The sequence below is a fragment of the Spongiactinospora rosea genome (assembly GCF_003315795.1).
Lineage (GTDB): Bacteria > Actinomycetota > Actinomycetes > Streptosporangiales > Streptosporangiaceae > Spongiactinospora > Spongiactinospora rosea.
The window spans coordinates 71,705-91,966 of the sequence record NZ_QMEY01000011.1 but is presented as its reverse complement, the minus strand read 5'-3'; the positions used below and the strand labels follow the sequence as shown (position 1 = coordinate 91,966).

The 20,262-nt window shown below is 73.6% G+C and carries 18 protein-coding genes; 12 read left to right on the top strand and 6 right to left on the bottom strand.

Annotated elements, in window-relative coordinates:
- Window positions 1-8 precede the first annotated feature (8 nt).
- A complete protein-coding gene (locus DP939_RS24215; protein WP_113983050.1) occupies window positions 9-659 on the bottom strand; it encodes a response regulator in 651 nt (216 codons plus the stop codon).
- A gap of 135 nt (window positions 660-794) precedes the next feature.
- On the opposite strand from DP939_RS24215, the gene DP939_RS24210 reads away from it, so the two are divergent.
- Genes DP939_RS24210 through DP939_RS24195 form a run of 4 tightly spaced genes read left to right on the top strand, consistent with a single transcriptional unit; the run spans window position 795 to window position 4,996 of the window.
- Complete coding sequence (locus DP939_RS24210) at window positions 795-2,261, top strand: sulfatase family protein (RefSeq protein WP_225878469.1); 1,467 nt, start codon at window positions 795-797, stop codon at window positions 2,259-2,261.
- Window positions 2,262-2,271: 10 nt separating this feature from the next.
- On the top strand, window positions 2,272-3,000 hold the full coding sequence (locus DP939_RS24205; protein WP_113983195.1) for a (Fe-S)-binding protein: 729 nt from the start codon (window positions 2,272-2,274) through the stop codon (window positions 2,998-3,000).
- Entirely contained in the window at window positions 2,997-4,379 is a 1,383-nt protein-coding gene (locus tag DP939_RS24200; RefSeq protein WP_225878468.1) for a lactate utilization protein B, read from the top strand. The genes DP939_RS24205 and DP939_RS24200 overlap by 4 nt, the downstream gene beginning before the upstream one ends.
- Entirely contained in the window at window positions 4,376-4,996 is a 621-nt protein-coding gene (locus DP939_RS24195; RefSeq protein WP_113983196.1) for a LutC/YkgG family protein, read from the top strand. The genes DP939_RS24200 and DP939_RS24195 overlap by 4 nt, the downstream gene beginning before the upstream one ends.
- Here DP939_RS24195 and DP939_RS24190 read toward each other — a convergent pair.
- The 5 genes from DP939_RS24190 to DP939_RS24170 all read right to left on the bottom strand — a co-directional run bounded on the left by DP939_RS24190 (window position 4,990) and on the right by DP939_RS24170 (window position 9,550).
- Window positions 4,990-6,057 (bottom strand): baeRF2 domain-containing protein, encoded by a 1,068-nt coding sequence (locus DP939_RS24190; RefSeq protein WP_113983049.1) that lies wholly within the window; start codon window positions 6,055-6,057, stop codon window positions 4,990-4,992. The genes DP939_RS24195 and DP939_RS24190 overlap by 7 nt on opposite strands.
- Window positions 6,058-6,075: 18 nt before the next feature.
- Window positions 6,076-6,489, bottom strand: coding sequence for a DUF2795 domain-containing protein (locus DP939_RS24185; protein WP_113983048.1), 414 nt, complete (start codon window positions 6,487-6,489; stop codon window positions 6,076-6,078).
- 68 nt (window positions 6,490-6,557) lie between these two features.
- Entirely contained in the window at window positions 6,558-7,514 is a 957-nt protein-coding gene (locus tag DP939_RS24180; protein ID WP_113983047.1) for a sugar kinase, read from the bottom strand.
- Window positions 7,511-8,167 (bottom strand): RraA family protein, encoded by a 657-nt coding sequence (locus tag DP939_RS24175; protein ID WP_113983046.1) that lies wholly within the window; start codon window positions 8,165-8,167, stop codon window positions 7,511-7,513. The genes DP939_RS24180 and DP939_RS24175 overlap by 4 nt, the downstream gene beginning before the upstream one ends.
- A gap of 30 nt (window positions 8,168-8,197) precedes the next feature.
- The gene (locus DP939_RS24170; protein ID WP_113983194.1) at window positions 8,198-9,550 is read right to left on the bottom strand and encodes an MFS transporter; all 1,353 of its coding nucleotides are present in this window, start codon (window positions 9,548-9,550) and stop codon (window positions 8,198-8,200) included.
- Window positions 9,551-9,783: 233 nt separating this feature from the next.
- Between DP939_RS24170 and DP939_RS24165 the strand changes: the two genes are divergently transcribed.
- The 8 genes from DP939_RS24165 (at window position 9,784) to DP939_RS24130 (ending at window position 20,255) form a co-directional block, all read left to right on the top strand.
- Window positions 9,784-10,785: a LysR family transcriptional regulator gene (locus DP939_RS24165; protein ID WP_113983045.1), complete on the top strand. Its 1,002-nt coding sequence runs from the start codon at window positions 9,784-9,786 to the stop codon at window positions 10,783-10,785.
- 149 nt (window positions 10,786-10,934) lie between these two features.
- Window positions 10,935-12,107 (top strand): bifunctional cobalt-precorrin-7 (C(5))-methyltransferase/cobalt-precorrin-6B (C(15))-methyltransferase, encoded by a 1,173-nt coding sequence (locus DP939_RS24160; protein ID WP_113983044.1) that lies wholly within the window; start codon window positions 10,935-10,937, stop codon window positions 12,105-12,107.
- Between the two features lie 148 nt (window positions 12,108-12,255).
- Window positions 12,256-13,155 (top strand): sirohydrochlorin chelatase, encoded by a 900-nt coding sequence (locus DP939_RS24155; protein WP_113983043.1) that lies wholly within the window; start codon window positions 12,256-12,258, stop codon window positions 13,153-13,155.
- 9 nt (window positions 13,156-13,164) lie between these two features.
- Complete coding sequence (gene cobT, locus DP939_RS24150; RefSeq protein ID WP_113983042.1) at window positions 13,165-14,232, top strand: nicotinate-nucleotide--dimethylbenzimidazole phosphoribosyltransferase; 1,068 nt, start codon at window positions 13,165-13,167, stop codon at window positions 14,230-14,232.
- 65 nt (window positions 14,233-14,297) lie between these two features.
- Window positions 14,298-15,311: an agmatinase gene (gene speB / locus DP939_RS24145; RefSeq protein ID WP_113983041.1), complete on the top strand. Its 1,014-nt coding sequence runs from the start codon at window positions 14,298-14,300 to the stop codon at window positions 15,309-15,311.
- 83 nt (window positions 15,312-15,394) lie between these two features.
- Window positions 15,395-16,627, top strand: a complete 1,233-nt coding sequence (gene cobA, locus DP939_RS24140; RefSeq protein WP_113983040.1) for a uroporphyrinogen-III C-methyltransferase — start codon at window positions 15,395-15,397, stop codon at window positions 16,625-16,627.
- A complete protein-coding gene (locus DP939_RS24135; RefSeq protein WP_158578674.1) occupies window positions 16,624-18,588 on the top strand; it encodes a GTPase family protein in 1,965 nt (654 codons plus the stop codon). Before cobA ends, DP939_RS24135 begins: the two co-directional genes overlap by 4 nt.
- Window positions 18,585-20,255: a GTPase family protein gene (locus DP939_RS24130; protein WP_113983039.1), complete on the top strand. Its 1,671-nt coding sequence runs from the start codon at window positions 18,585-18,587 to the stop codon at window positions 20,253-20,255. The genes DP939_RS24135 and DP939_RS24130 overlap by 4 nt, the downstream gene beginning before the upstream one ends.
- The last annotated feature ends 7 nt before the right edge of the window (window positions 20,256-20,262 follow it).

Below are 20,262 nucleotides of genomic sequence, written 5' to 3'. Positions count from 1 at the left end.
CACGGCGCTCACCCCACGACGCCGGACTCCCACGCCCAGGCCGCGATCTCCACCCGGTTGCGCACCCCGAGCTTGCTCTGGATGCTGCCCAGGTGGGTCTTGACGGTGGACAGCGAGACGAACAGCTCCGCGGCCACCTCCTGGTTGGTGCGGCCCCTGGCCACCAGGCGGACCACGTCCAGCTCGCGTTCGGTCAGCGGCTCGCGGGCCGCGCGGGCGGTGGTGGGACGCGGGCGGGCCAGGTGTTCGAGCAGCCGTACGGTGATCGACGGCGACACCAGCGCGTCGCCCACGGCCGCCGCCCGGATGGCCTCCACCAGCAGCGTCGGCCCGCTGTCCTTGAGCAGGAATCCGCACGCGCCCGAGCGCAGCGCGCCGTACACGTATTCGTCCAGGTCGAAGGTGGTGACGATGACCACGCGCAGCGGGTCGTCCACTCCGGGGCCCGCCAGGATCCTGGTCACCTCCAGGCCGTCCAGCCGGGGCATCCGGATGTCGAGCAGGCACACGTCGGGGCGCAGCCGCCTGGCCTGCTCCACCGCGTCGGCGCCGTCCGCCACCGCCGCGACCACTTCGAGGTCGGGCTGGGCGTCGAGGATCATCTGAAATCCGGTCCGCACCAGCGCCTGATCGTCGGCTATCAGCACCCGAGTAGTCACCCGACCGATTGTGCTGGACCCGTGGGCCGAACGCACATCGCCCGCCCCCGCCACGGCATGGGAACGGCAGGGGAGAGGGCAGGGGAAAGCGCCGGGCGTGTGTCGAAAAGACCCGAGCCGGGAAACCTATCCCATGTGAAGAAGCTCGTCGGCTGGCTGACCTGTGCCGCGATGCTGTTGCTCGCCGGAGCGGGGCCGATACGCGGTGTGCCCGCCGACGCGGGCGCCACGCCGCGTCCCAACATCATCCTGGTCGTCGCCGACGACCTGGAGACGAGCGACCTGCGCTCGTTTCCCAACATCTGGTCCCAGCTCGTCCGCCAGGGCACCTCCTTCGAGCGGTACTTCGTGACCGACTCCTGGTGCTGCCCGTCGCGGGCGTCGATCCTGCGCTCCCAGTATGTGCACAGTCACGGCGTGTTCACCAACACCGCGCCGGAGGGCGGGTTCGCCCGGTTCCACAGGTCCGGGCTGGAGAGCTCCACGATCGGCACCTGGCTGAAGAGCGCCGGATACCGCACCGCGCTGATGGGCAAGTACCTCAACCACTATCCGGGCAGGGCCGCGCCGCCCACGTACGTGCCGCCCGGCTGGGACGAATGGTACGTACCGGTCAGGCGGCTCTACGAGGAGTTCGGCTACACGCTCAACGAGAACGGCACCCTGCGCGCCTACGGCGACGAGGCGTCCGACTACCTCGCCGACGTGCTCGCCGCCAAGGCGTCCGCGTTCGTGTCCCAGCCGCAGAAGGAGCCGTTCTTCCTGTACCTGGCCCCGGTCGCGCCGCACCTGCCGGCCAACTCGGCCCCGAGGCACGCCGGGGCCTTCGCCGACGCGCGTGCGCCCCGCACGCCCAACTTCAACCAGGAAGACGTCTCGGCCGAGCCCGAATGGCTGAGTTCGGCCCCCCGGCTGGACGACGACGAGATCGACGAGGTGGACGAGCGCCACCGCAGGCGGCTGCGCGCGATGCTCGGCCTGGACGACATGGTGGGCTCCCTGGTGCGGGCGCTCGGCCAGTCCGGGCGGCTGGGCCGCACCTACCTGTTCTTCACCTCCGACAACGGCTTCCACCTGGGCACGCACCGGCTGCCGCTGGGCAAGACCACGCCGTTCGAGGAGAGCATCAGGGTGCCGCTGGTGGCCAGGGGGCCCGGCGTGGCGGCCGGGCGCACGGTCACCGCCATGACCGCCACGGTGGACCTCGGGCCGACGTTCACCGAGCTGGCGGGCACACGGGTGCCCGGCTTCGCCGAAGGGCGTTCGCTGGTGCCGCTCCTGACCGGGCAGACGCCCGCGGCGTGGCGCAAGAACGTGCTGGTGGAGTTCTACCGGCCGCCCGACTGGTCGCCGACGCCGGGGGAGGCGCCACCCTATCGGGCGCTGCGCACGGCCAGGCACACCTACGTCGAGTACGCGGGCGGCGAGCGGCAGCTCTACGACCTGAGCGCCGACCCCCACCAGCTCGACAACATCGTCACCCGCACGCCCGCCGAGGTGGTCGATTCCCTGGCGCGTGCCCTGCACGAGATGGCGGCCTGCTCGGGCGCGAACTGCCGGGTCGCCGACACCCGCCCGACGGTCGTCCCGCCGCCCCCGTAGGGTGGTGCGGGTGCGGGTCGCGTTGTTCATCACATGCGTCAATGACACGTTGTTCCCGCGGACGGGCCAGGCGGTGGTGTCACTGCTGCGCCGCCTGGGGTGCGAGGTGGAGTTCCCCGCCGGGCAGACCTGCTGCGGTCAGATGCACCTGAACACGGGCTACAAGGCCGAGGGCACGCGCCTGGCCGGGCGGTTCGTCAGCGTGTTCGCGGGGTACGACGCGGTGGTGGTGCCCTCGGGTTCGTGCGCGGCGATGATTCGCGAGCAGTATCCGCGGCTGGCCCCGCCGGGCGCGCCCGCCCGCGCGGTGGCGGCGACCGTGCCCAGGGTGCACGACCTGTCGGAGTTCCTGGTCGACGTGCTCGGCGTCACCGACGTCGGCGCGTACTTCCCGCACCGGGTGACCTACCATCCGACCTGCCATTCGCTGCGCGGCCTGCGCCTTGGCGACCGTCCCGCCCGGCTGCTGCGCCAGGTCCGCGGCCTGGACCTGGTCCCGCTCCCCGATGCCGATCAGTGCTGCGGGTTCGGCGGCACGTTCGCGGTCAAGAACCCCGCGGTGTCCGCCGCGATGTGCGCCGACAAGGTCCGCGCGGTGCTCGACACCGGCGCCGAGGTCGTCTGCGCCGCCGACAACTCCTGCCTGATGCACATCGGCGGCACCCTCACCCGCCAGCGCGCCGGAGTCCGCACCATGCACCTCGCCGAGATCCTGGCCTGCACCGAGGCCCCGTCGTGAGCTTCGCGGCGAACGCGGCACGGGCCGTACGGGACTCACAGTTGCGGTACAACCTGCGCAAGGCCACCGGCACGATCCGCGGCAAGCGGGCCCAGGTGGTGGCCGAGCTGCCGGACTGGGCGGAGCTGCGGGCCGCCGCCAAGGCGATCAAGGACCGCACCCTGCGCGAGCTGGACACTCACCTGCTCAAGCTGGAGGAGGCCGTCACGCGGGCCGGTGGCCGGGTGCACTGGGCGGAGGACGCCGAGGAGGCCGGGCGGATCGTGACCGGCCTGGTCAAGGCCACCGGCGAGACCGACGTGGTGAAGGTCAAGTCGATGGCCACCCAGGAGATCGGGCTCAACGAGACGCTGGCCGCGCACGGCATCACCGCGCACGAGACCGACCTCGCCGAGCTGATCGTGCAACTCGGCGACGACCTGCCCTCGCACATCCTGGTCCCGGCGATCCACCGCAACCGCGCGGAGATCCGGGAGATCTTCCTGGCCGAGATGGGCCGCAGGGGCCGTCCCGCGCCCGCCGACCTCACCGACGACCCGCGCGCCTTGGCCGAGGCCGCCCGGCTGCACCTGCGCGACCGCTTCCTGAGCGCCAAGGTCGCGATCTCCGGGGCCAACTTCATGGTCGCCGAGACCGGCACGCTGGTGGTGCTGGAGTCGGAGGGCAACGGCCGGATGTGCCTCACCCTGCCGGAGACGCTGATCAGCGTGGTGGGCATCGAGAAGCTGGTGCCGTCCTGGCGGGACCTTTCGGTCTTCCTGCAACTGCTGCCGCGCAGTTCCACCGGCGAGCGGATGAACCCCTACACCTCCACCTGGACGGGCGCGGTGGAAGGCCAGGAGTTCCATCTGGTGCTGCTGGACAACGGGCGCACGCGGGTCCTCGCCGACGAGGTGGGCCGCCAGGCGCTGCGCTGCATCCGCTGCTCGGCCTGCCTCAACGTGTGCCCCGTCTACGAGCGGACCGGCGGCCACGCCTACGGCTCGGTCTACCCGGGGCCGATCGGCGCGATCCTGACCCCGCAGCTTCGCGGCATGGGCTCCGAGCTGGACCGTTCGCTGCCGTACGCCTCCAGCCTGTGCGGCGCCTGCTACGACGTGTGCCCGGTGGCCATCGACATCCCCGAGGTGCTGGTCCACCTGCGAGGCAAGGCCCCGCACCCGATCGCCGAGCGGGCGGGCATGCGCGCGGCGGGCTGGATCCTCGACCGTCCGGTACGGCTGGCCCGCGCCCAGCGGCTGGCCGCCCGGTTCCGCGGGCTCGCCCCCAGGCGGCTGCCCGGCCCGCTGGCGGGCTGGACCGACACCCGCGACATCCCCGACATCCCGCCGGAGTCCTTCCGGGACTGGTGGGCCAGGACGAACGGAGGCCGCCGATGAGCGGGTCCAGGGAGCGCATCCTCGCCCGCGTCCGCGCCGCCGTACGGGACGCGCCCGAGGTGGAGATCCCGCGCCACTACCGCACCGCCGGGAGCGCCGAGGGCGCGGCCGAGCGGTTCGCCGACCGGGTGGGCGACTACCAGGCGGCGGTCCATGTGGCGCCCGCGGCCGACACGCCCGCGCTCATCGCCGAGGCGCTGGACAGGCGCGGCGTGCGGCGGATCGTGGTGCCCGGCGGCCTGGCCGAAGAGTGGGCCGGGGCCGTGCCGCCCGCCGCCGTGCTGCGCGATGACCCGCCGCTGTCCGCGTCCGCCCTCGACGCCGCCGACGGCGTGATCACCGGATGTGCGGTGGCCGTCGCCGAGACCGGCACGATCGTGCTGGACGCCGGTCCCGGCCAGGGCCGCCGCGCGCTCACGCTGATCCCCGACTACCACCTGTGCCTGGTGCGGGCGGCGCAGATCGTCCCCGGTGTGCCCGAGGCGGTCGCCGCGCTCGACCCGGCGCGCCCGCTGACCTGGATCAGCGGCCCGTCGGCGACCAGCGACATCGAACTCGACCGGGTGGAGGGCGTACACGGCCCGCGCACCCTGGAGGTCGTGATCGTCACTCAGTAACGGAGCAGCGCCGCGACATCCGTGCCGAGCGCGTCGCGCCCGGCGAACCACAGCTCGGCGTCGGTGGTCGCGGCGGCCCGTACCAAGGCCGCGTCGGCGCGTTCGCGCACCGGCTCGGCCACCCCGTACGCCCGCAGGTGGTCGGCCTCCAGGGCGAGCTGCGCGCCCTCCTCGCCGATCCACAACAGGCCGTCGGCCGACTGGTCGTCGGCGACCAGCAGTACCTCCACCCGGCCGTCGCGCAGCGCCGCCACCGTGTCGTCCAGGCCGCGGGACGACGGCCCGACGCCGTATCGGTCCAGCAGTTCGGCCCGCCTGCCCTCGATCAGCGCGTCCACCGCGGCGTCGGCCGCGGCCTCGAACGCCGCTGGGTCCGCGCCCTCGGCCCTGCTGCCGTGCTCGGCCATCACCACGCGTTCGGCCGCCGCGGCGCCCAGGTGCTCGCACACCAGCGCCCGGGACTTCGGCGCGCCGCCGACCACGACCAGCTCCGCGCCGCTCCTGCGGACCTCCTCGTCCACCGCCTCGGCGACCGCCATCGCGTTGCGCTCCCAGGTCTCCTCCACACCCCGCTCGTAGCGCTTCTGCGACCAGCCGCCCTGCCCGGTCTTGGTCATCGGCCAGTCCTGTTCCTCGCCCACCGCCCGGCGGCGGGACGCGCCCCGCCCGGCCACGATGACGTCGGCCCCGGTATGGTCGGCGATCACCCGGACGTGCGGGACGCTCTCACCGCGCTGGGCCAGCAGCGGCATCACGTGCGGCAGGGCCGACCAGCGGGCGATCTCCCGGCGCGGCGGCTCGGGCAGCGCCTCATCCAGCGCCACCTCCCCGTGGGTCGCGAACAGCGCGCGGCCCGGAGCGGCCTCGCCGGGGTCGATCACCCGTTCCTCGATCGCGTCCAGCGACGCGCCGCCGCTCTCCTGGGCGAGGTGGCCGCGCAGTTCCCGCCAGCGCAGCCCCACCTCCTCCGCGCCGCTTGCGTTGGACCGGCCGGCGTCCAGGTAGACCGAGGCGAACGGCCCCGGCTGGTCGTAGAGCGGGCGGATCGCGTCGAGTCTCATCTTCCACCCCCGGGAAGTTCATGTACGGCGGGTCTCGACGCCGAGCCCCAGCGCCTGCGCCACCTCGGACACGTTGGCGTACTGCATCTCGGGCAGCGCCCGGACCGCCTCAAGCACGGCGTCGGGCGCGCCCGCCCCCTCCGCGTGGGCGAGCAGCGCGCCCCGTCCGGCGGGGAAACGCGCGTCGCTCAGCCACTTGGCCAGGTTGCTGCGCCGTTCCACGTCGGCGGGGCTGATCCCCTGCGGGGTGCCCCGCTCGTGGCCCGGCGGCTGGGGCGGCGGGGCCAGGTCCTTCTCGCCGGGGCGTTCGGTGGGCTCGGGCTCCTTCCACTCCTGGGCGTGCGAGGTGCCGCCGCCCCTGACGATGCCCTCGCTCTCCTGCTTCTGGTGCTCGTCCAGGCGCGGGCCGTGTTTCGCGCTGCCCCGTTCCATGGCGTCACCCCCTACGCCGATGTTGTCCGGAACCGGCCCCCTACCCCCGCGCCCGGGGTCAAACCTGGCTAGCCGGCCACCCCCGCCGTGGTGAGGCGGGCCCGCACCGCCGCACGGGACGGGATGGGGCCGACCGCGCCGGGGCCGGTGGTGGTGAGCGCGGCGGCCACGACCGCGTACCGCGCGGCCTCCACCGGGGTCGCCCCCTCCAGCAGCAGCGCGGCGAACGCCCCGTCGAAGGTGTCGCCCGCGCCCGCGGCGTCCACGGGCGTCACGGGGTGCGCGGGCACGTGGGTCGTCCGGCCGTCCGCGCCGACCAGCGCGCCGTCCGCGCCCATCTTGAGCACCACCACGCCGCGGCAGCGGGCCGCGAACGCCCCCAGCACCGCCTCCGGGTCGTGCTCCCCGGTCAACAGCCTGCCCTCCTCCAGGTTGGGCAGCGCGATGTCGGCGAGTTCGGCGCTGCGGGTCACGATGGCCCGCGCCCGTTCCTCCGGCCACAGCGCCGGACGGTGGTTGGGGTCGTAGGACACCAGCGTGCCGTGCGCCCTGGCCACCGTCATGGCGTGGAACGCCGCGTCGCACGCGCTCGCCGAGATGGCCTGGGTGATGCCGCTGACGTGCAGCACCCCCGCGGCGGCCACGGCCTCCTCCGGCACGTCGGCGGGCGACAGGCGGCTGGCGGGGGAGTCCGCCCGGTAGTAGGTGAAGGCGTGCGCGCCGCCGCCGTGCCTGGCCACGAAGTAGATCCCGGTACGCCCGTGCGGCTCGACCACCACGTGGCCGGTGCCCACCCCTTCGGCCCGCCACAGGTCCAGCAGCCTCCGGCCGAACGCGTCGTCGCCGACCCGTGTCACGTACCCCGCCCGCGCCCCGGTGCGCCGGGCGGCGATCACCATGTTGGAGGTGTCGCCGCCGTACCCGGCCGCGAAGGAGTCCGCCTGTTCCAGCGCTCCCTCCGTGGCCGCGTTGAACTCGACGAGCGGTTCCCCGAGGGCCAGCACCCCGCCCGTTTTGCCGGTCATATCCGGTTGTACTTCGCCAGGCCGTCGCGCAGCGAGCCGGTGTCCAGGATGAGGCGGGTCTGCTCGCGCTCGCGCCGTTCGATCTCGGTGGCCGCGTCGAGCACGGCGGTGATCAGCCGGGCGGGCACCCGTACGACGCCGTCCCGGTCGGCCACGATCAGGTCGCCCGGGTGGACGGACACGCCGCCGAGCACCACCGGCTCGTTCAGCGACACGGTGCGGTAGCGGCCGACCGTGGTGGCGGGCACGCTCCAGCGGGAGTAGACCGGGAACTGGGGGTAGTCGCGCTGGATCTCGGTCACGTCGCGCACGCCCGCGTCCAGTACGGCCCCCGCGATCCCCCTGGCCACGGCCCCCGCCGTCATCAGGCCGCCCCAGACCGCGACGTCCGCGCCGCCCGCGTCGATGCACACGACGCTGCCGGGATCGGACTCGTCGATGGCGGCCAGCGCGTGGGTGGGCGGCTCGGACTCCTCGGTCGGCACCTCCCGCACGGTCACCGCGGGGCCGGCCAGCGTGCCCGCGCCCGGCGTCTGCATCCGGATTCCGCCGCTCATGTAGCCGCGGACCCCCTGCAGTTCCACCGCGTCGGCCACCGACGCGGTGGAGACGGCGCGGAACGCCGCCAGGACGTCCTCGGCGATGATGGTCATACCGGCTGTTCTCCTTATGTAGGTGATGGGTCAGGTCTGCTGGGGGGTGGGTGCCGCGTCCGCCGCCGGGCCGGTGGCCGCGCCGCCGAGCGGTGCGATCTTGCCGATGACGAACGCGTAGACGAGGGCGCCGACCAGGGCCACTCCGCCGGCGACGGCCAGCGGGGCCACGTACGACCCGCCGGTCGAGTCCAGCAGGATGCCGACCACGAGCGGGCTGACGAACCCGGCGATGTTGGAGGCGAAGCCCTGGATGCCCGCCAGCGAGGCCACGTTGCCCGGGGCGGGCGCGACGTCGGCGGGCAGCGCCCACAGGCTGGAGGCGGCGAAGCACAGCGCGCACTGGGACAGGGCGAGCAGGGCCAGCGCCGCGGCCGGGCTCTCCACGACCCCGGCGAAGACGATCACCGAGGACACCACGAGCCCGCTGATCAGCGGCACCTTGCGGGCGTAGGAGACGCTGCGGCCCGCGTTGATCAGCCGGGTCTGCAGCGCCCCGCCCAGCCACTGCGCCGGGATGGCGAGCAGCGCCGGGAGCATCCCGAAGATGCCGAGCTTGAGCAGGTCGAACCCGCGGGCGTCGACCAGGTAGGACGGGAACCAGGTGATGAAGAAGTAGAGCACGAAGGACAGGCAGAAGAAGCCGAAGATCATGCCCCAGGTGGTGCGGTAGCGCAGCAGCTTGGCCCAGGCCATGGGGGGCACGTCCGAGCCCGCGTCGGCCCCGCCGCCCTCCTTGATGTAGGCGTGCTCCTCCGCGGAAAGGCGCGGGTGCGTCTCAGGGTCGCGGTAGACCCGCAGCCACAGCGCGCAGAACAGCAGGCCGAGCAGTCCGGCCGCGACGAACGAGCCGCGCCAGCCGACGACCGCGATGACCACGGTGATCACCGGCAGTGCCAGCGCGGTGCCCGCCCTGCCCCCGCTGTCGAAGATCGACGCGGCCATCGCCCGTTCCTTGGAGGGGAACCAGCGGGCGACGATCTTGGTGCTGGACGGGTAGGAGGGCGACTCGGCCGCGCCGAGCAGCAGTCGCAGCAGGAGCAGCACCAAAAAGCCGCTCGCCGCGCCGATCAGCATGGTCACGACCGACCATCCGGCCACCGCGATCACCATCATCCGGCGCGGCCCGATGCGGTCCACCAGCCATCCGGACGGCAGCAGGGTCAAGGCGTAGGTCCAGAAGAACGCGCCGAGCAGCACGCCCGCACCGGTCTTGGAGAGGTTCAGCTCCTCCGTCATGTACGGCAGCGCGACGCCGAGGTTGGCACGGTCCAGGTAGTTGATCGTGGTGGCGCCGAAGGCCAGCCAGATCATCGTCCAGCGGGCGCGTCCTGCGGGTCTGGCCAGGTGGTGGGGGGTCGGTGAACCGGAAAATGCGGTCATGAGCATGACTCCTGCGCGAAAGCACGGACGTCGGCGCCGTGAAGGGGAGGGCGGGGGCGGGGCATCGGGAGCGGTCAAAAGGTCACGGGCCTGTCGTTTCCGCGAGCTTATGGTCCATACCGGTCCACTGTTAAGCGCGAATTACGGATGGGATTATTCGGAAGACGGATCAGCGGGCATCCGGTTCACGCCAAGATCTTGTCGCGCTGCGAACGGCGGGGTAAAGCGGATCCATGTTGCGACCGGATGTCCGTCTGGAGTGGTTCGTTTCGTTTCTCGGGGTCGTTGACACGGGGAGTTTCAGTGCGGCGGCCGAAGCCGTGCATCGCTCACAGCCCCGGGTGAGCATGCACGTCGCCGCGCTGGAGCGGGAGGCAGGACTCCCGCTGTTCGATCGGAGCAAGCGGCCGGTCGAGCTGACCGAGGCGGGGGTGGTACTCGCCGACCATGCCCGTTCCATCCTGCGCGAGCTGGCCTTCGCCGAGGCGGCGATGGCCGACCGGCGCGGGGCCGCCAGGGGCGTGGTCACCCTGGGCAGCTATCCGAGCGCGGGCGCGGCGTTCGTCCCGGCCGTGCTGGACCGGCTGGCCAGGCACAGCCCTGCCATCAAGGTGGTGCTCGTCGAGCGGGCCACGCTGGAACTGGACAGCGCGCTCACCTCGGGGGAGATCGACGTCTACCTGCGGCCGATGACCCCGCCGCCCGCGCCGCCGGTGCGCAGCCGCCCGCTGTGGCGCGAACCGCTCGTGGTCGTCCACCCGCCAGGGCACCCCCTGGCCCGGCTGCCCGACCCGCTGCCCGTGGCGGCGGTCGCGGTCCACCCGCTGATCACCATCGGCCGGCTCGGATCGCCGACCGACATGGGTTTTGAGACCTACAAGGTCTTCCGCAGGCACGGCTTCGAGGTCGAGGCGGTGCAGGCCACCAACCAGCCCCAGACGCTGGTGTCGCTGGTCCGGTACGGCCTCGGCGTCGGCGTGACCAACCAGCTCGCCGTCTCCACCGCCGACACCGACGGCGTCATGGTCCGCCGCCTGGCCGACACCTGCGGACGCCGCGTGGCCGTCCACTGGGACTCCACCCGCCCGCTCACCCCCGCCGCGCGGACCCTGCTGGAGGAGATCCTGGCCGCCCCGCCGCCGCTCGGCACCGAACCGCTGTCCGACCTCGCTGAGGTCCCGCACCCTGGTGAAGTGGTGCCGCTGCACGCTCCGCATTCGCTGACCGGCGCTTGATACGCCTACCCGAATAGTGGTATTCGGCCACTTTAATACTGTGATGACACCGCGAAAGGGCGGCGCGTTTCGTCCCCCTCTCCCACCTGCCGGATCTACCGGTTCGGCCCGCCATCGGCAACTGTGGGAGAGGGAGGCGGTGAGCACTGATGATCACTGTGATCGGCAGCGACGGCTCGGAGCTGTCACCGGGGGCACGGGCCAAGGTGGACCAGGCGGCGCTGGTCACCGGCCCGGAACGGGTCATCAGGCGGGTGCGGCCCGACCCCGGCGTGCCCAGGGTCGTAGCGGGCGACGTACTCCGCGCATTGGACGAGCACCTGGAGGGCGCGGCGGGCGGCCCCGCCGTCGTACTCGCCGACGGCGACCCCGGCTTCTTCGGCCCCGTGCGCGAACTCCGCGCGCACGGCCTGGCCCCCGAGGTGCTGCCCGCCGCCTCGCTCGTCTCCCGCGCCTTCGCCCACGCCGGGCTGGCCTGGGAGGACGCCCTGGTGGTCGGCACCCCCGACCTGCGCAGGGCGGCCAACGTGTGCCGCGCCCACCACAAGGTCGCCGTGCTGGCCGCGCCCGGCGTCGGCCCCGCCGAACTGGCCAGGGCACTGGCCCCCACCACCCCGCGCGCGCTCATCGTCTTCGAAGACCTCGGCGGCCCCGACGAGCGGATCACCCACAGCCGGATGGGCGAGGCCACCACCCGCCCGTGGAAGAACCCCGGCATCGTCCTGGTCGTCGATCCGCGCCACCGCCGCCCCGACGACGTGTGGCTCGCCGGGGCCAGGCCGGGGCCGGGGGAGTGGGCGGCCGACCTGCCCGGGCACCCGGGGATCGGCGCCGAGGCCCGCGCGTTCGTGCTCGCCAGGCTCGGCCCGCGGCTCGGCGATCTGGTGTGGGACATCGGCGCGGGCCACGGCGAGGTGTCCGTGGACTGCGCCAGGTTCGGGGCGGCGGTGTTCGCCGTGGAACGGGACGCCGGCCGCTGCGAGGTCATCAAACGCCGGGTGCTCGCGCACGGCGTCAAGGTCGCCCTCACCCGCGGGCGGGCCCCCGCCGCCCTGGAGCCGCTGCCCGACCCCGACGGCGTGTTCATCGCGGGGGGCGGCCCCGAGGTGGTGGCCGCGTGCGCGGAACGCGGTCCGGCCGCGCTGGTGTGCGCGGTGCGGGAGGCGGAGCGGGCGCCGGGCGTACTGGCGGTCCTGCGGGAGCACGGCTACCACGCGGAGGGCGTGCGACTCCACGCCGAACGGCTCACCGAACACCCCGACGGGACCCTCGCCGCGGCCCCGGCCGACCCCGTGCTGATCCTCCACGGGACCCGCCGCTGAGGCTCACAAGGCCCTAATGATCTCCGTTGTCCCACTGGCACCGCCGGTCCCGACATGGCCTGTCAGAACCGTGTCTTTTCGGATATCCTCGCGTGACTTGTCCGAGCATTCGCAGGTCACGCCTGTAAAGAACGATGGAGATTCGTGGATGAAGCCGCCACTGCTGCTCATCGGTCATGGCACGGGCGATGACAGCGGGGCAGCCGAATTCGGCAGGTTCGTACACCGGTTGCGCTGCCGGCTCGACCGCAGTACCGACGTCGCCGCGGGCTACCTGGAGCGTGCCCGGCCCCGGCTCGGCGACACCGTCGCCTCACTGGTCGGCAGGGGCCACCACCGGATGATCGCCCTCCCGCTCACCCTGAACGGCGAGCGCCGCGCCGCGCTGGACATCCCCGCCCACATGGCGGTGGAACAGCAGCGCCACCCCACCCTCCTCTACTCCTGCGCCCGCCCGGTCGGGCCCGACCCCCGCATCCTCGCGCTGCTGGGCGACCGGCTCGCCGACGCCGCCACCGAGATGCCCCGGCTGCGCGCGGTCCCGGCCGCCGCGCCGCACGAGGAGGAGCCGGAGCCCGCCGGGCCCCGCGAGACGGCCGTCGTCCTGGTCGGCGACGGCTCCACTGACGCGGCGGCCAACGCCGACGTCCACCGGGTCTCCCGGCTGTTCTGGGAGACCCACGCCTACGACTACATGACGGTGGAGACCGCCTTCGTCTCCCTGACCCCGCCCGGCGTGCCCGGCGGACTGGAACGCTGCCGCCGCCTCGGCGCCCGGCGCGTCATCGTCGTGCCGTACCTGCTGTTCGCCGGGGGGCTGCTGGAACGCGTGTGGGCGCAGGCGCTCGCGTACGCGGCCGGGCACCCCGACCTGGACATCCGCTGCGCCGAGGTGATCGGCGACTGCGAGGTGCTGGCCGACGTGGTGCTGGACCGCTACGAGGAGGCCCTGGGCCTCGCCCCCGACCTGGCGCCCCCGCGTCTTTCCACCCCGCTGGCCGTGGCGGCCCCCCGCCTGGCCTCCGGGCGCCCCACCGCCGTGCGATGAGGATGGTTGATGAGCCCCCTGCTTGACGCGACGATCGCCGCCGTACGCCCCGCCGACCCCGCCGTGCTCGCCGAGGCGGCGGCCCACCAGGACCGCCTGACCAAGCCGCGGGGCTCGCTCGGCGTCCTGGAGGAGGTCGCGGTACGCCTGGCGGGCTCGGCCGGCGTCAGCCCGCCCCCCATGCCGGTCCCCGCCGCCCTCGCCATCTTCGCCGCCGACCACGGCGTCTACGTGCGCGGCGTCAGCCCGTGGCCGCAGGAGGTCACCGGCCAGATGGTGGCCAACTTCCTGGCCGGGGGAGCCGTCGCCAACGCGTTCGCCGCCCAGATGGGCGCGTCCGTCACCGTCGTGGACGTCGGCGTGGCGGGCGACCTGCCGCCCGGCGACGGCCTGCTGGTCCGCAAGGTCGCCCGGGGCACGGCCGACCTGTCACGCGGCCCTGCCATGACCCGCGAGCAGGTCGTGGCCGCGCTGGAGACCGGCATCGCGGTGGCCGCGGACCTGCTGGCCGCCGGTGCCCGCTGCCTGGTCGCGGGCGACATGGGCATCGCCAACACCACCGCCTCCGCGGCGCTGATCTGCGCATACTGCGACGCCGACCCGGAGGGCGCCACCGGCAGGGGCACCGGGATCGACGACGAGACGCACACCCACAAGATCGACATCGTCCGGGAGGCGCTGGCCGTCAACCGGTCGCTGTGCGAGGCCGGGCCGCTCGACACGCTGCGCGCGGTCGGCGGCCTGGAACACGCCGCCATCGCCGGGTTCATCCTGAAGGCGGCGGCCTCGCGGGTGCCGGTGATCCTGGACGGCGTGATCGCCGGGGCCGCGGCGCTGGCCGCCGCCGCGCTCGCCCCCGCCGCCGTGGACCACTGCGTGGCCGGGCACCGCTCCGCCGAGCCGGGCCACCGCCTGGCCCTGGACCACCTCGGGCTGCGCCCGCTGGTGGACCTCGAACTCCGCCTCGGCGAGGGGACCGGCGCGCTGCTGGCGCACCCGCTCGTGTGCGCCGCCGTACGCGTCATGCAGGATGTCGCGACCTTCGACGCCGCCGGGGTGACCGACAAGGAGGCGTGACCCCGCCACGGGGCATGAGACGCCCGCGCCCGGGAAGGTAGGCCGGTGGCCGGAAGGAGCGCGCGGTGGCCAGATACGGGCCGATGTACGGAGCCGACATCACCTTCCTCGGCGTCGACCGGTGCGACGTCACCGATCCCGGCACGTTCGCCGCCGCCGACGTGGTGATCCTCGGCGCGCCGTTCGACGGGGGCACCGTCAACCGGCCGGGGGCCAGGTTCGGCCCCTCGGCCATCCGCCAGGCGTGCTACCTGCCGCACGACGGCTCCCGGCCGAGTCTGGCGCTGCGCGTGGACGCCCTCGCCGACCTGCGGGTCCTCGACGCGGGCGACGTGGAGTGCTACTCCGGTGACGTCGAGGGCTCGATCGCCGCCATCGAGGAGGCGGTGCGGCGCATCGCCGCAAGCGGCGCGGTCCCGATCGTGCTGGGCGGCGACCACACCATCGCGCTGCCCGACGCCAGGGGCGTGGCCCGGGTCCGCGGCATGGGCCGTGTCTCGATGATCCACTTCGACGCCCACGCCGACACCGGCAACGTCGCCTTCGGCCACCTGTACGGTCACGGCCAGCCGATGCGCAGGCTCATCGAGTCCGGGGCGGTACGCGGCGACCGGTTCCTCCAGATCGGCCTGCGCGGCTACTGGCCCGGCCCCGAGACACTGCGCTGGATGGCCGAACGCGACATGCGCTCCTACGAGATGACCGAGATCGGGGCGCGCGGCCTGGGCGAGTGCCTGACCGAGGCGTTCGGGATCGCGCTCGACGAGTGCGAGGGCGTGTTCCTGTCGGTCGACATCGACGTGTGCGACCCCGCCGCCGCCCCCGGCACCGGGACCCCCGAGCCCGGCGGGCTGTCCGCACGCGGGCTGCTCGACTCGGTGCGCCGGATCTGTTACGAACTGCCCGTGGTGGGGATGGACCTCGTCGAGGTCGCGCCGCCGTACGACCAGGCCGGGATCACCGCCGCGCTCGGCAACCGGGTCGTGCTCGAAGCCCTGTCCGCGATGGCGCGCAGGCGGCGCGACGCCTCCGGCCACCCGCCATGGGACCCACGTCAGCCACTGCTCGACGGCCGTTAGCGCACGGGCAGCGAAATCCGGAGGACTCAGCCGGTAGGTTTACCTCCTAACATGCAAGTCTCGCGAATGGGAGATCGGCCGCCATGTCCCCCTACCTGCTCGGTCTTCGCCTCTCCGGGCGGCGGGTGCTCGTCGTGGGCGGGGGCCGGGTCGCCCAGCGGCGCGTTCCCGCCCTGATCGAGGCCGGCGCCGAGGTCACACTGGTGTCCCCGAGCGTCACGCCGGCGCTGGACGACCTGATCGCCGCCGGGCGGGTGACCTGGCTGTCCCGGCCGTACGCGGTCGGCGACTGCGACGGCGCCTGGCTCGTGCACGCCTGCACCGACGACCGCGCGGTGAACACCGCCGTGGCCGCCGAGGCGGAGGCCAAACGCGTGTGGTGCGTCCGCGCCGACGACAGAGACGCCTCCGCCGCCTGGACGCCCGCCTCGGGCAGGGTCGGCGAGATCACCGTCGCCGTCACCGCGGGCGGTGACCCGCGCCGGGCCGCCGGGATCAGAGACGCGGTGACCGGCGCGCTGCGCGACGGCACGGTCGACGCCCGGCGCAGCCGTACCAAGCCCGTCGGCGTCGCGCTGGTCGGCGGCGGCCCCGGCGACCCGGGGCTCATCACCGTGCGCGGGCGGCAGCTCCTGTCCCAGGCCGACGTGGTGGTGGCCGACCGGCTCGCGCCCCGCGTGCTGCTCGACGAGCTGCCCGCCGACGTGGAGCTGATCGACGCCGCCAAGATCCCCTACGGCCGGGCGCTGGCCCAGGACAAGATCAACGAGCTGCTGGTCGAGCGGGCCCGCGCCGGGAAGTTCGTGGTCCGGCTCAAGGGCGGCGACCCGTTCGTCTTCGGCAGGGGCGGGGAGGAGATGCTGGCCTGCGCCCGCGCGGGCATCCCGGTGACCGTCGTCCCGGGCATCACCAGCGCCGTCGCGGTGCCGGGGGCCGCGGGCGTGCCGGTCACCCATCGGGGGGTCAGCCAGGAGTTTCACGTGATCTCGGTACACGTCCCGCCGGGCGACCCGCGCTCCACGGTGGACTGGCCCGCGATGGCGAGGTCGAGCGGAACGCTGGTGCTGATGATGGCCGTCGAACGAATCCCCGACGTAGCCGACGCATTGCAACAAGAAGGACGTTCGCCGGAAACTCCCGTAATGGTGGTACAGGACGGTACTCTTCCGACGCAGCGCGCTCTTTACGCCACGCTGTCCACAGTGGCCGAGCGCGTGACCGCGGCTGGAATACGGCCGCCGGCGATCGTGCTCGTCGGCGAGGTCGTGAAGGTCGGCCAGGAGGTCGAGATGGTTCGAGCGGAGCGGATTCCGTGAAGTCAGCAGCCAACAGGCCCCCCGGGCTCGGGGACTCCGCCGATGACGACTCCGGCGTGCCCGAGACGGCGGAGCCGGAGACCGTCGGCGAGCAGACCGTGTCCTTCCGGCCGATCCGTGACGACGACGCGGAGCCGCAGGGCGCCGAGAGCGACGATCCCGGTCATCCCGGTGGCCCCGATGATCTCGATGATCTCGATGATGAGGACGCCGCTCGCGAGGAGCCGGGTTTCTGGGCCGACGCCGGTCCCGGCGAGGCCACCGGCTCCGAGAAGGAGATCCCGCTGCCCGACGAGGCGGCCGAAGTCCTCGCCAGGGCCCTCGGCTCCCTGAAGGAGACCGTCGCCGGCCTGCGCTTCGGCGCGAACGCCCCGGGCGCGCAGGAGGCCGCCAAGGCGCGCGAGGAGATCATCGCCCAGCTCGACAACTACGTCGTGCCCCGGGTCCGGATGAGCACCGCCCCCGCCCTCGTGGTCGTCGCCGGATCCACCGGCGCGGGCAAGTCCACCCTGGTCAACTCGCTGGCCGGGACCAAGGTCAGCGCCACGGGCGTACGCCGTCCCACCACCGGCACCCCCGTGCTCGCCTGCCACCCCTACGACCGCGGCCGGTTCGACCAGGGCGGCCTGCTCGGCGGGCTCACCAGGGTCGAGGCCCCCGGCCCCGACACCGGCCCCGGCGATCTCGTCGTGGCCCCCAGCGAGCGGCTGCCCCAGGGCATCGCGCTGCTGGACAGCCCCGACATCGACTCCGTGCGGGAGACCCACCACGACGTGGCCCAGCGCATGCTGGACGCCGCCGACCTGTGGATCTTCGTCACCACCGCCGCCCGCTACGCCGACGCGCCCGCCTGGCGGCTGCTGCGGATGGCCAAGGAGCGCGGCGCGCGGCTGGCCATCGTCCTCTCCCGGGTGCCGCCCCGGGCCCGCGAGGTCGTGGTCAAGCACTTCGTCCGGATGCTCACCGAGTACGGCCTGGGCGAGGCCGAGCGGTTCGTCATCAGCGAGTGCGCGGTCGAGGACGGCCGGCTACCGGAGGCCGAGATCGCCGAGCTGCGGATGTGGCTGACCGGCCTGTCGGTGGACGAGGAGCGGCGCGACCAGGCCGTACGCGCCATGCTCGGCACCGTCCTGGACAGCTTCCGCACCCGCGTACCGGCCCTCGCCCGCCACGTCGAGACCCAGGTCGCCTTCCGCGCCGGGCTGCGCGCCGACGTGGACGACGCCTACGGCGGCGCCCTCGCCGAGATCGACGAGGTCACCCGCAACGGCGCGCTGATGCGCGGCGAGGTCCTGGCCCGCTGGCAGGACTTCACCGGCTCCGGCGACCTGGTCCGCACGCTCAGCCTGCGCAAGCCCGGCAGGTTCGGCGGCAAGGCCGCCCGGCAGGCCCCCGAACGACAGCGCGCGCTGAAGTCCGCGCTGCGGGCCGGACTGGAGGCCGTGGTCATCTCCTCCGCGCAGCGCGCCGCGGAGGGCGTGGCCGCGCGCTGGGCCGTCCGTGGCACGCACGGCGAACGCCTGGCCGCCACCCCCGGCCTCAGCGACGCCACCGACGACCTCGCGCGCCGCACCGGGCGGGCCATCACCGCCTGGCAGGACCACCTGGTCGCGATGATCCGCAAGGAGGGCGTGACGAAGCGGACGGTCGCCAAGGTGACCTCCTTCGACGAGGAATCACTCGGCCTGGTCTTCACCGTGGGCTTACTCGGGTACGGCATGCCCGAGATCGAGGGCGGCCCCGGCCCGATGCCGCAGCGCCTGCTGCGCGCGCTGCTCGGCGCCGAGTCGCTGCGCCACATCAGCGTCAAGGCCCGCAACGACCTGCGGGCGAGGATCAACACCCTGTTCGATGAGGAGACATTGCGCTACGCCAGGGCGCTGGACGGCGCGGGCATCCCCGACGAGACCGCCGCGTCCCGTTTGTACCAGGCGACGTACAACCTAGAGGCCGCACGATGAGCACTGCTACCACCGGCACACCCTCGATCCCCGCGGGCGGCGGACGCCCCAGGCCCGGCCTCGGCTCCCGCCTGGCCGCCCTGTCCCGCCTGGTCGAACTCGGCGCGGGCACGGTCGATCCCGGACTGCTCGAAGACGCGACACAGGTCCTGCTGCGCGCGGGCGACCGGCTCAAGCTGTCCTCAGAGCACACCGTGGTCGCGCTCGCGGGCGGCACGGGCAGCGGCAAGTCCTCGCTGTTCAACTCCGTCTCAGGGCTGGAGCTGTCGCCCACCGGCGTACGCCGTCCCACCACCTCCCGCACCCACGCGTGCGTGTGGGGCCTGGAAGGCGCGGGCCCGCTGCTGGACTGGCTGCAGATCGAGTGGCGGCACCGCTTCGCCAGGGCCAGCGCGCTGGACAAGGGCGACGGGCACCTGCACGGCCTGATCCTGCTCGACCTGCCCGACCACGACTCCATCCGCGCGCTCACCGACCACGAGGCCGACCGGCTCATCGGCATCGCCGACCTGGTGGTGTGGGTGCTCGACCCGCAGAAGTACGCCGACGCCTCCACCCACCTGCGCTACATCGCCGAACTGTCGGGCCACGACGCGGTCACCGTCTACGCGCTCAACCACGCCGACCGGCTGAGCCCCGAAGAGCTGGCCGAGTGCGTCGCCGACCTCACCCGGCTGCTGGAGAAGGAAGGCGTCAAGAACCCCCGCGTGGTCGCCACCTCCGCCGCGGTGCCGCGCGGCTCCGAAGACCTCAAGGCCGTGCTCGCCGACGCCGTGTCCCGGCGCAGGGCCGCGATCCAGCGCCTTGAGGCCGACGTCGAGCGGGTCACCCGCGCCATGTCCGAGCTCCTGCCGGAGACCGACCCGGCCGCGAGCCCCGCCACGGTCGACGCCGCCCGCAGGGTGGGCCTGACCGACGCGCTGTGCGACGCCACCGGCGTCCCGGCCATCGGCGAGGCCATGGAGAACGTCTACGCCGCCCGTTCGGCGACTTGGGTCGGCTGGCCGTACGCCCGGTGGGCCGGGCGGCTGCAGGGCGACCCGCTGAAGAACCTGCGCCTGGGCGAGCTGCGCGCCGAGATCGGCGACGTGCCCGGCGGCGAGGTCAGCGCCCAGCCCGCCGAGGTGGACAACGCCGTGCAGGCGCTGGCCGACGGGCTGTCGGCGGGCATGCACGAGTCGTGGCGCAGCCGGGTACGTCAGGCGGCGCGCTCACACATACGGGACATCCCGCGCGCGATGGCCGACGAGCTGTCCCTCATCGCCCCGCGCCTGGACCGCGTCCCCGGCTCCTGGCGGCTGCTGCAACTGTGGCAGTGGCTGCTCGTCGTGATCTTCGTCGCGGGCCTGGCATGGTGCGGCGCGACGCTCGCGTACGGCGTGCTGGGCGCGGGCGCGCCCCCGTCCGCCCTCGGCGGCCTGTCCGACCTGGGCACCCTCCCGTGGGTCGGGCTGATCATGATCTCCGCCCTCGGCCTGGGCGTCCTGTCCGCCGTGGCCGCCCGCAACTTCGTGGTGCTGGCCGCGGGCAAGGAACGCGAACACGTCGAACGCGAGATGCGCCGCCGCGTCGCCGCCCTGTCGGAAAGCCTGGTCATCGCCCCGGTGGAACACGAACTGGGCCGCCACCACGACTTCTACGAGGCCCTTCGCAGCCTCCAGGCGTAGATCCTTC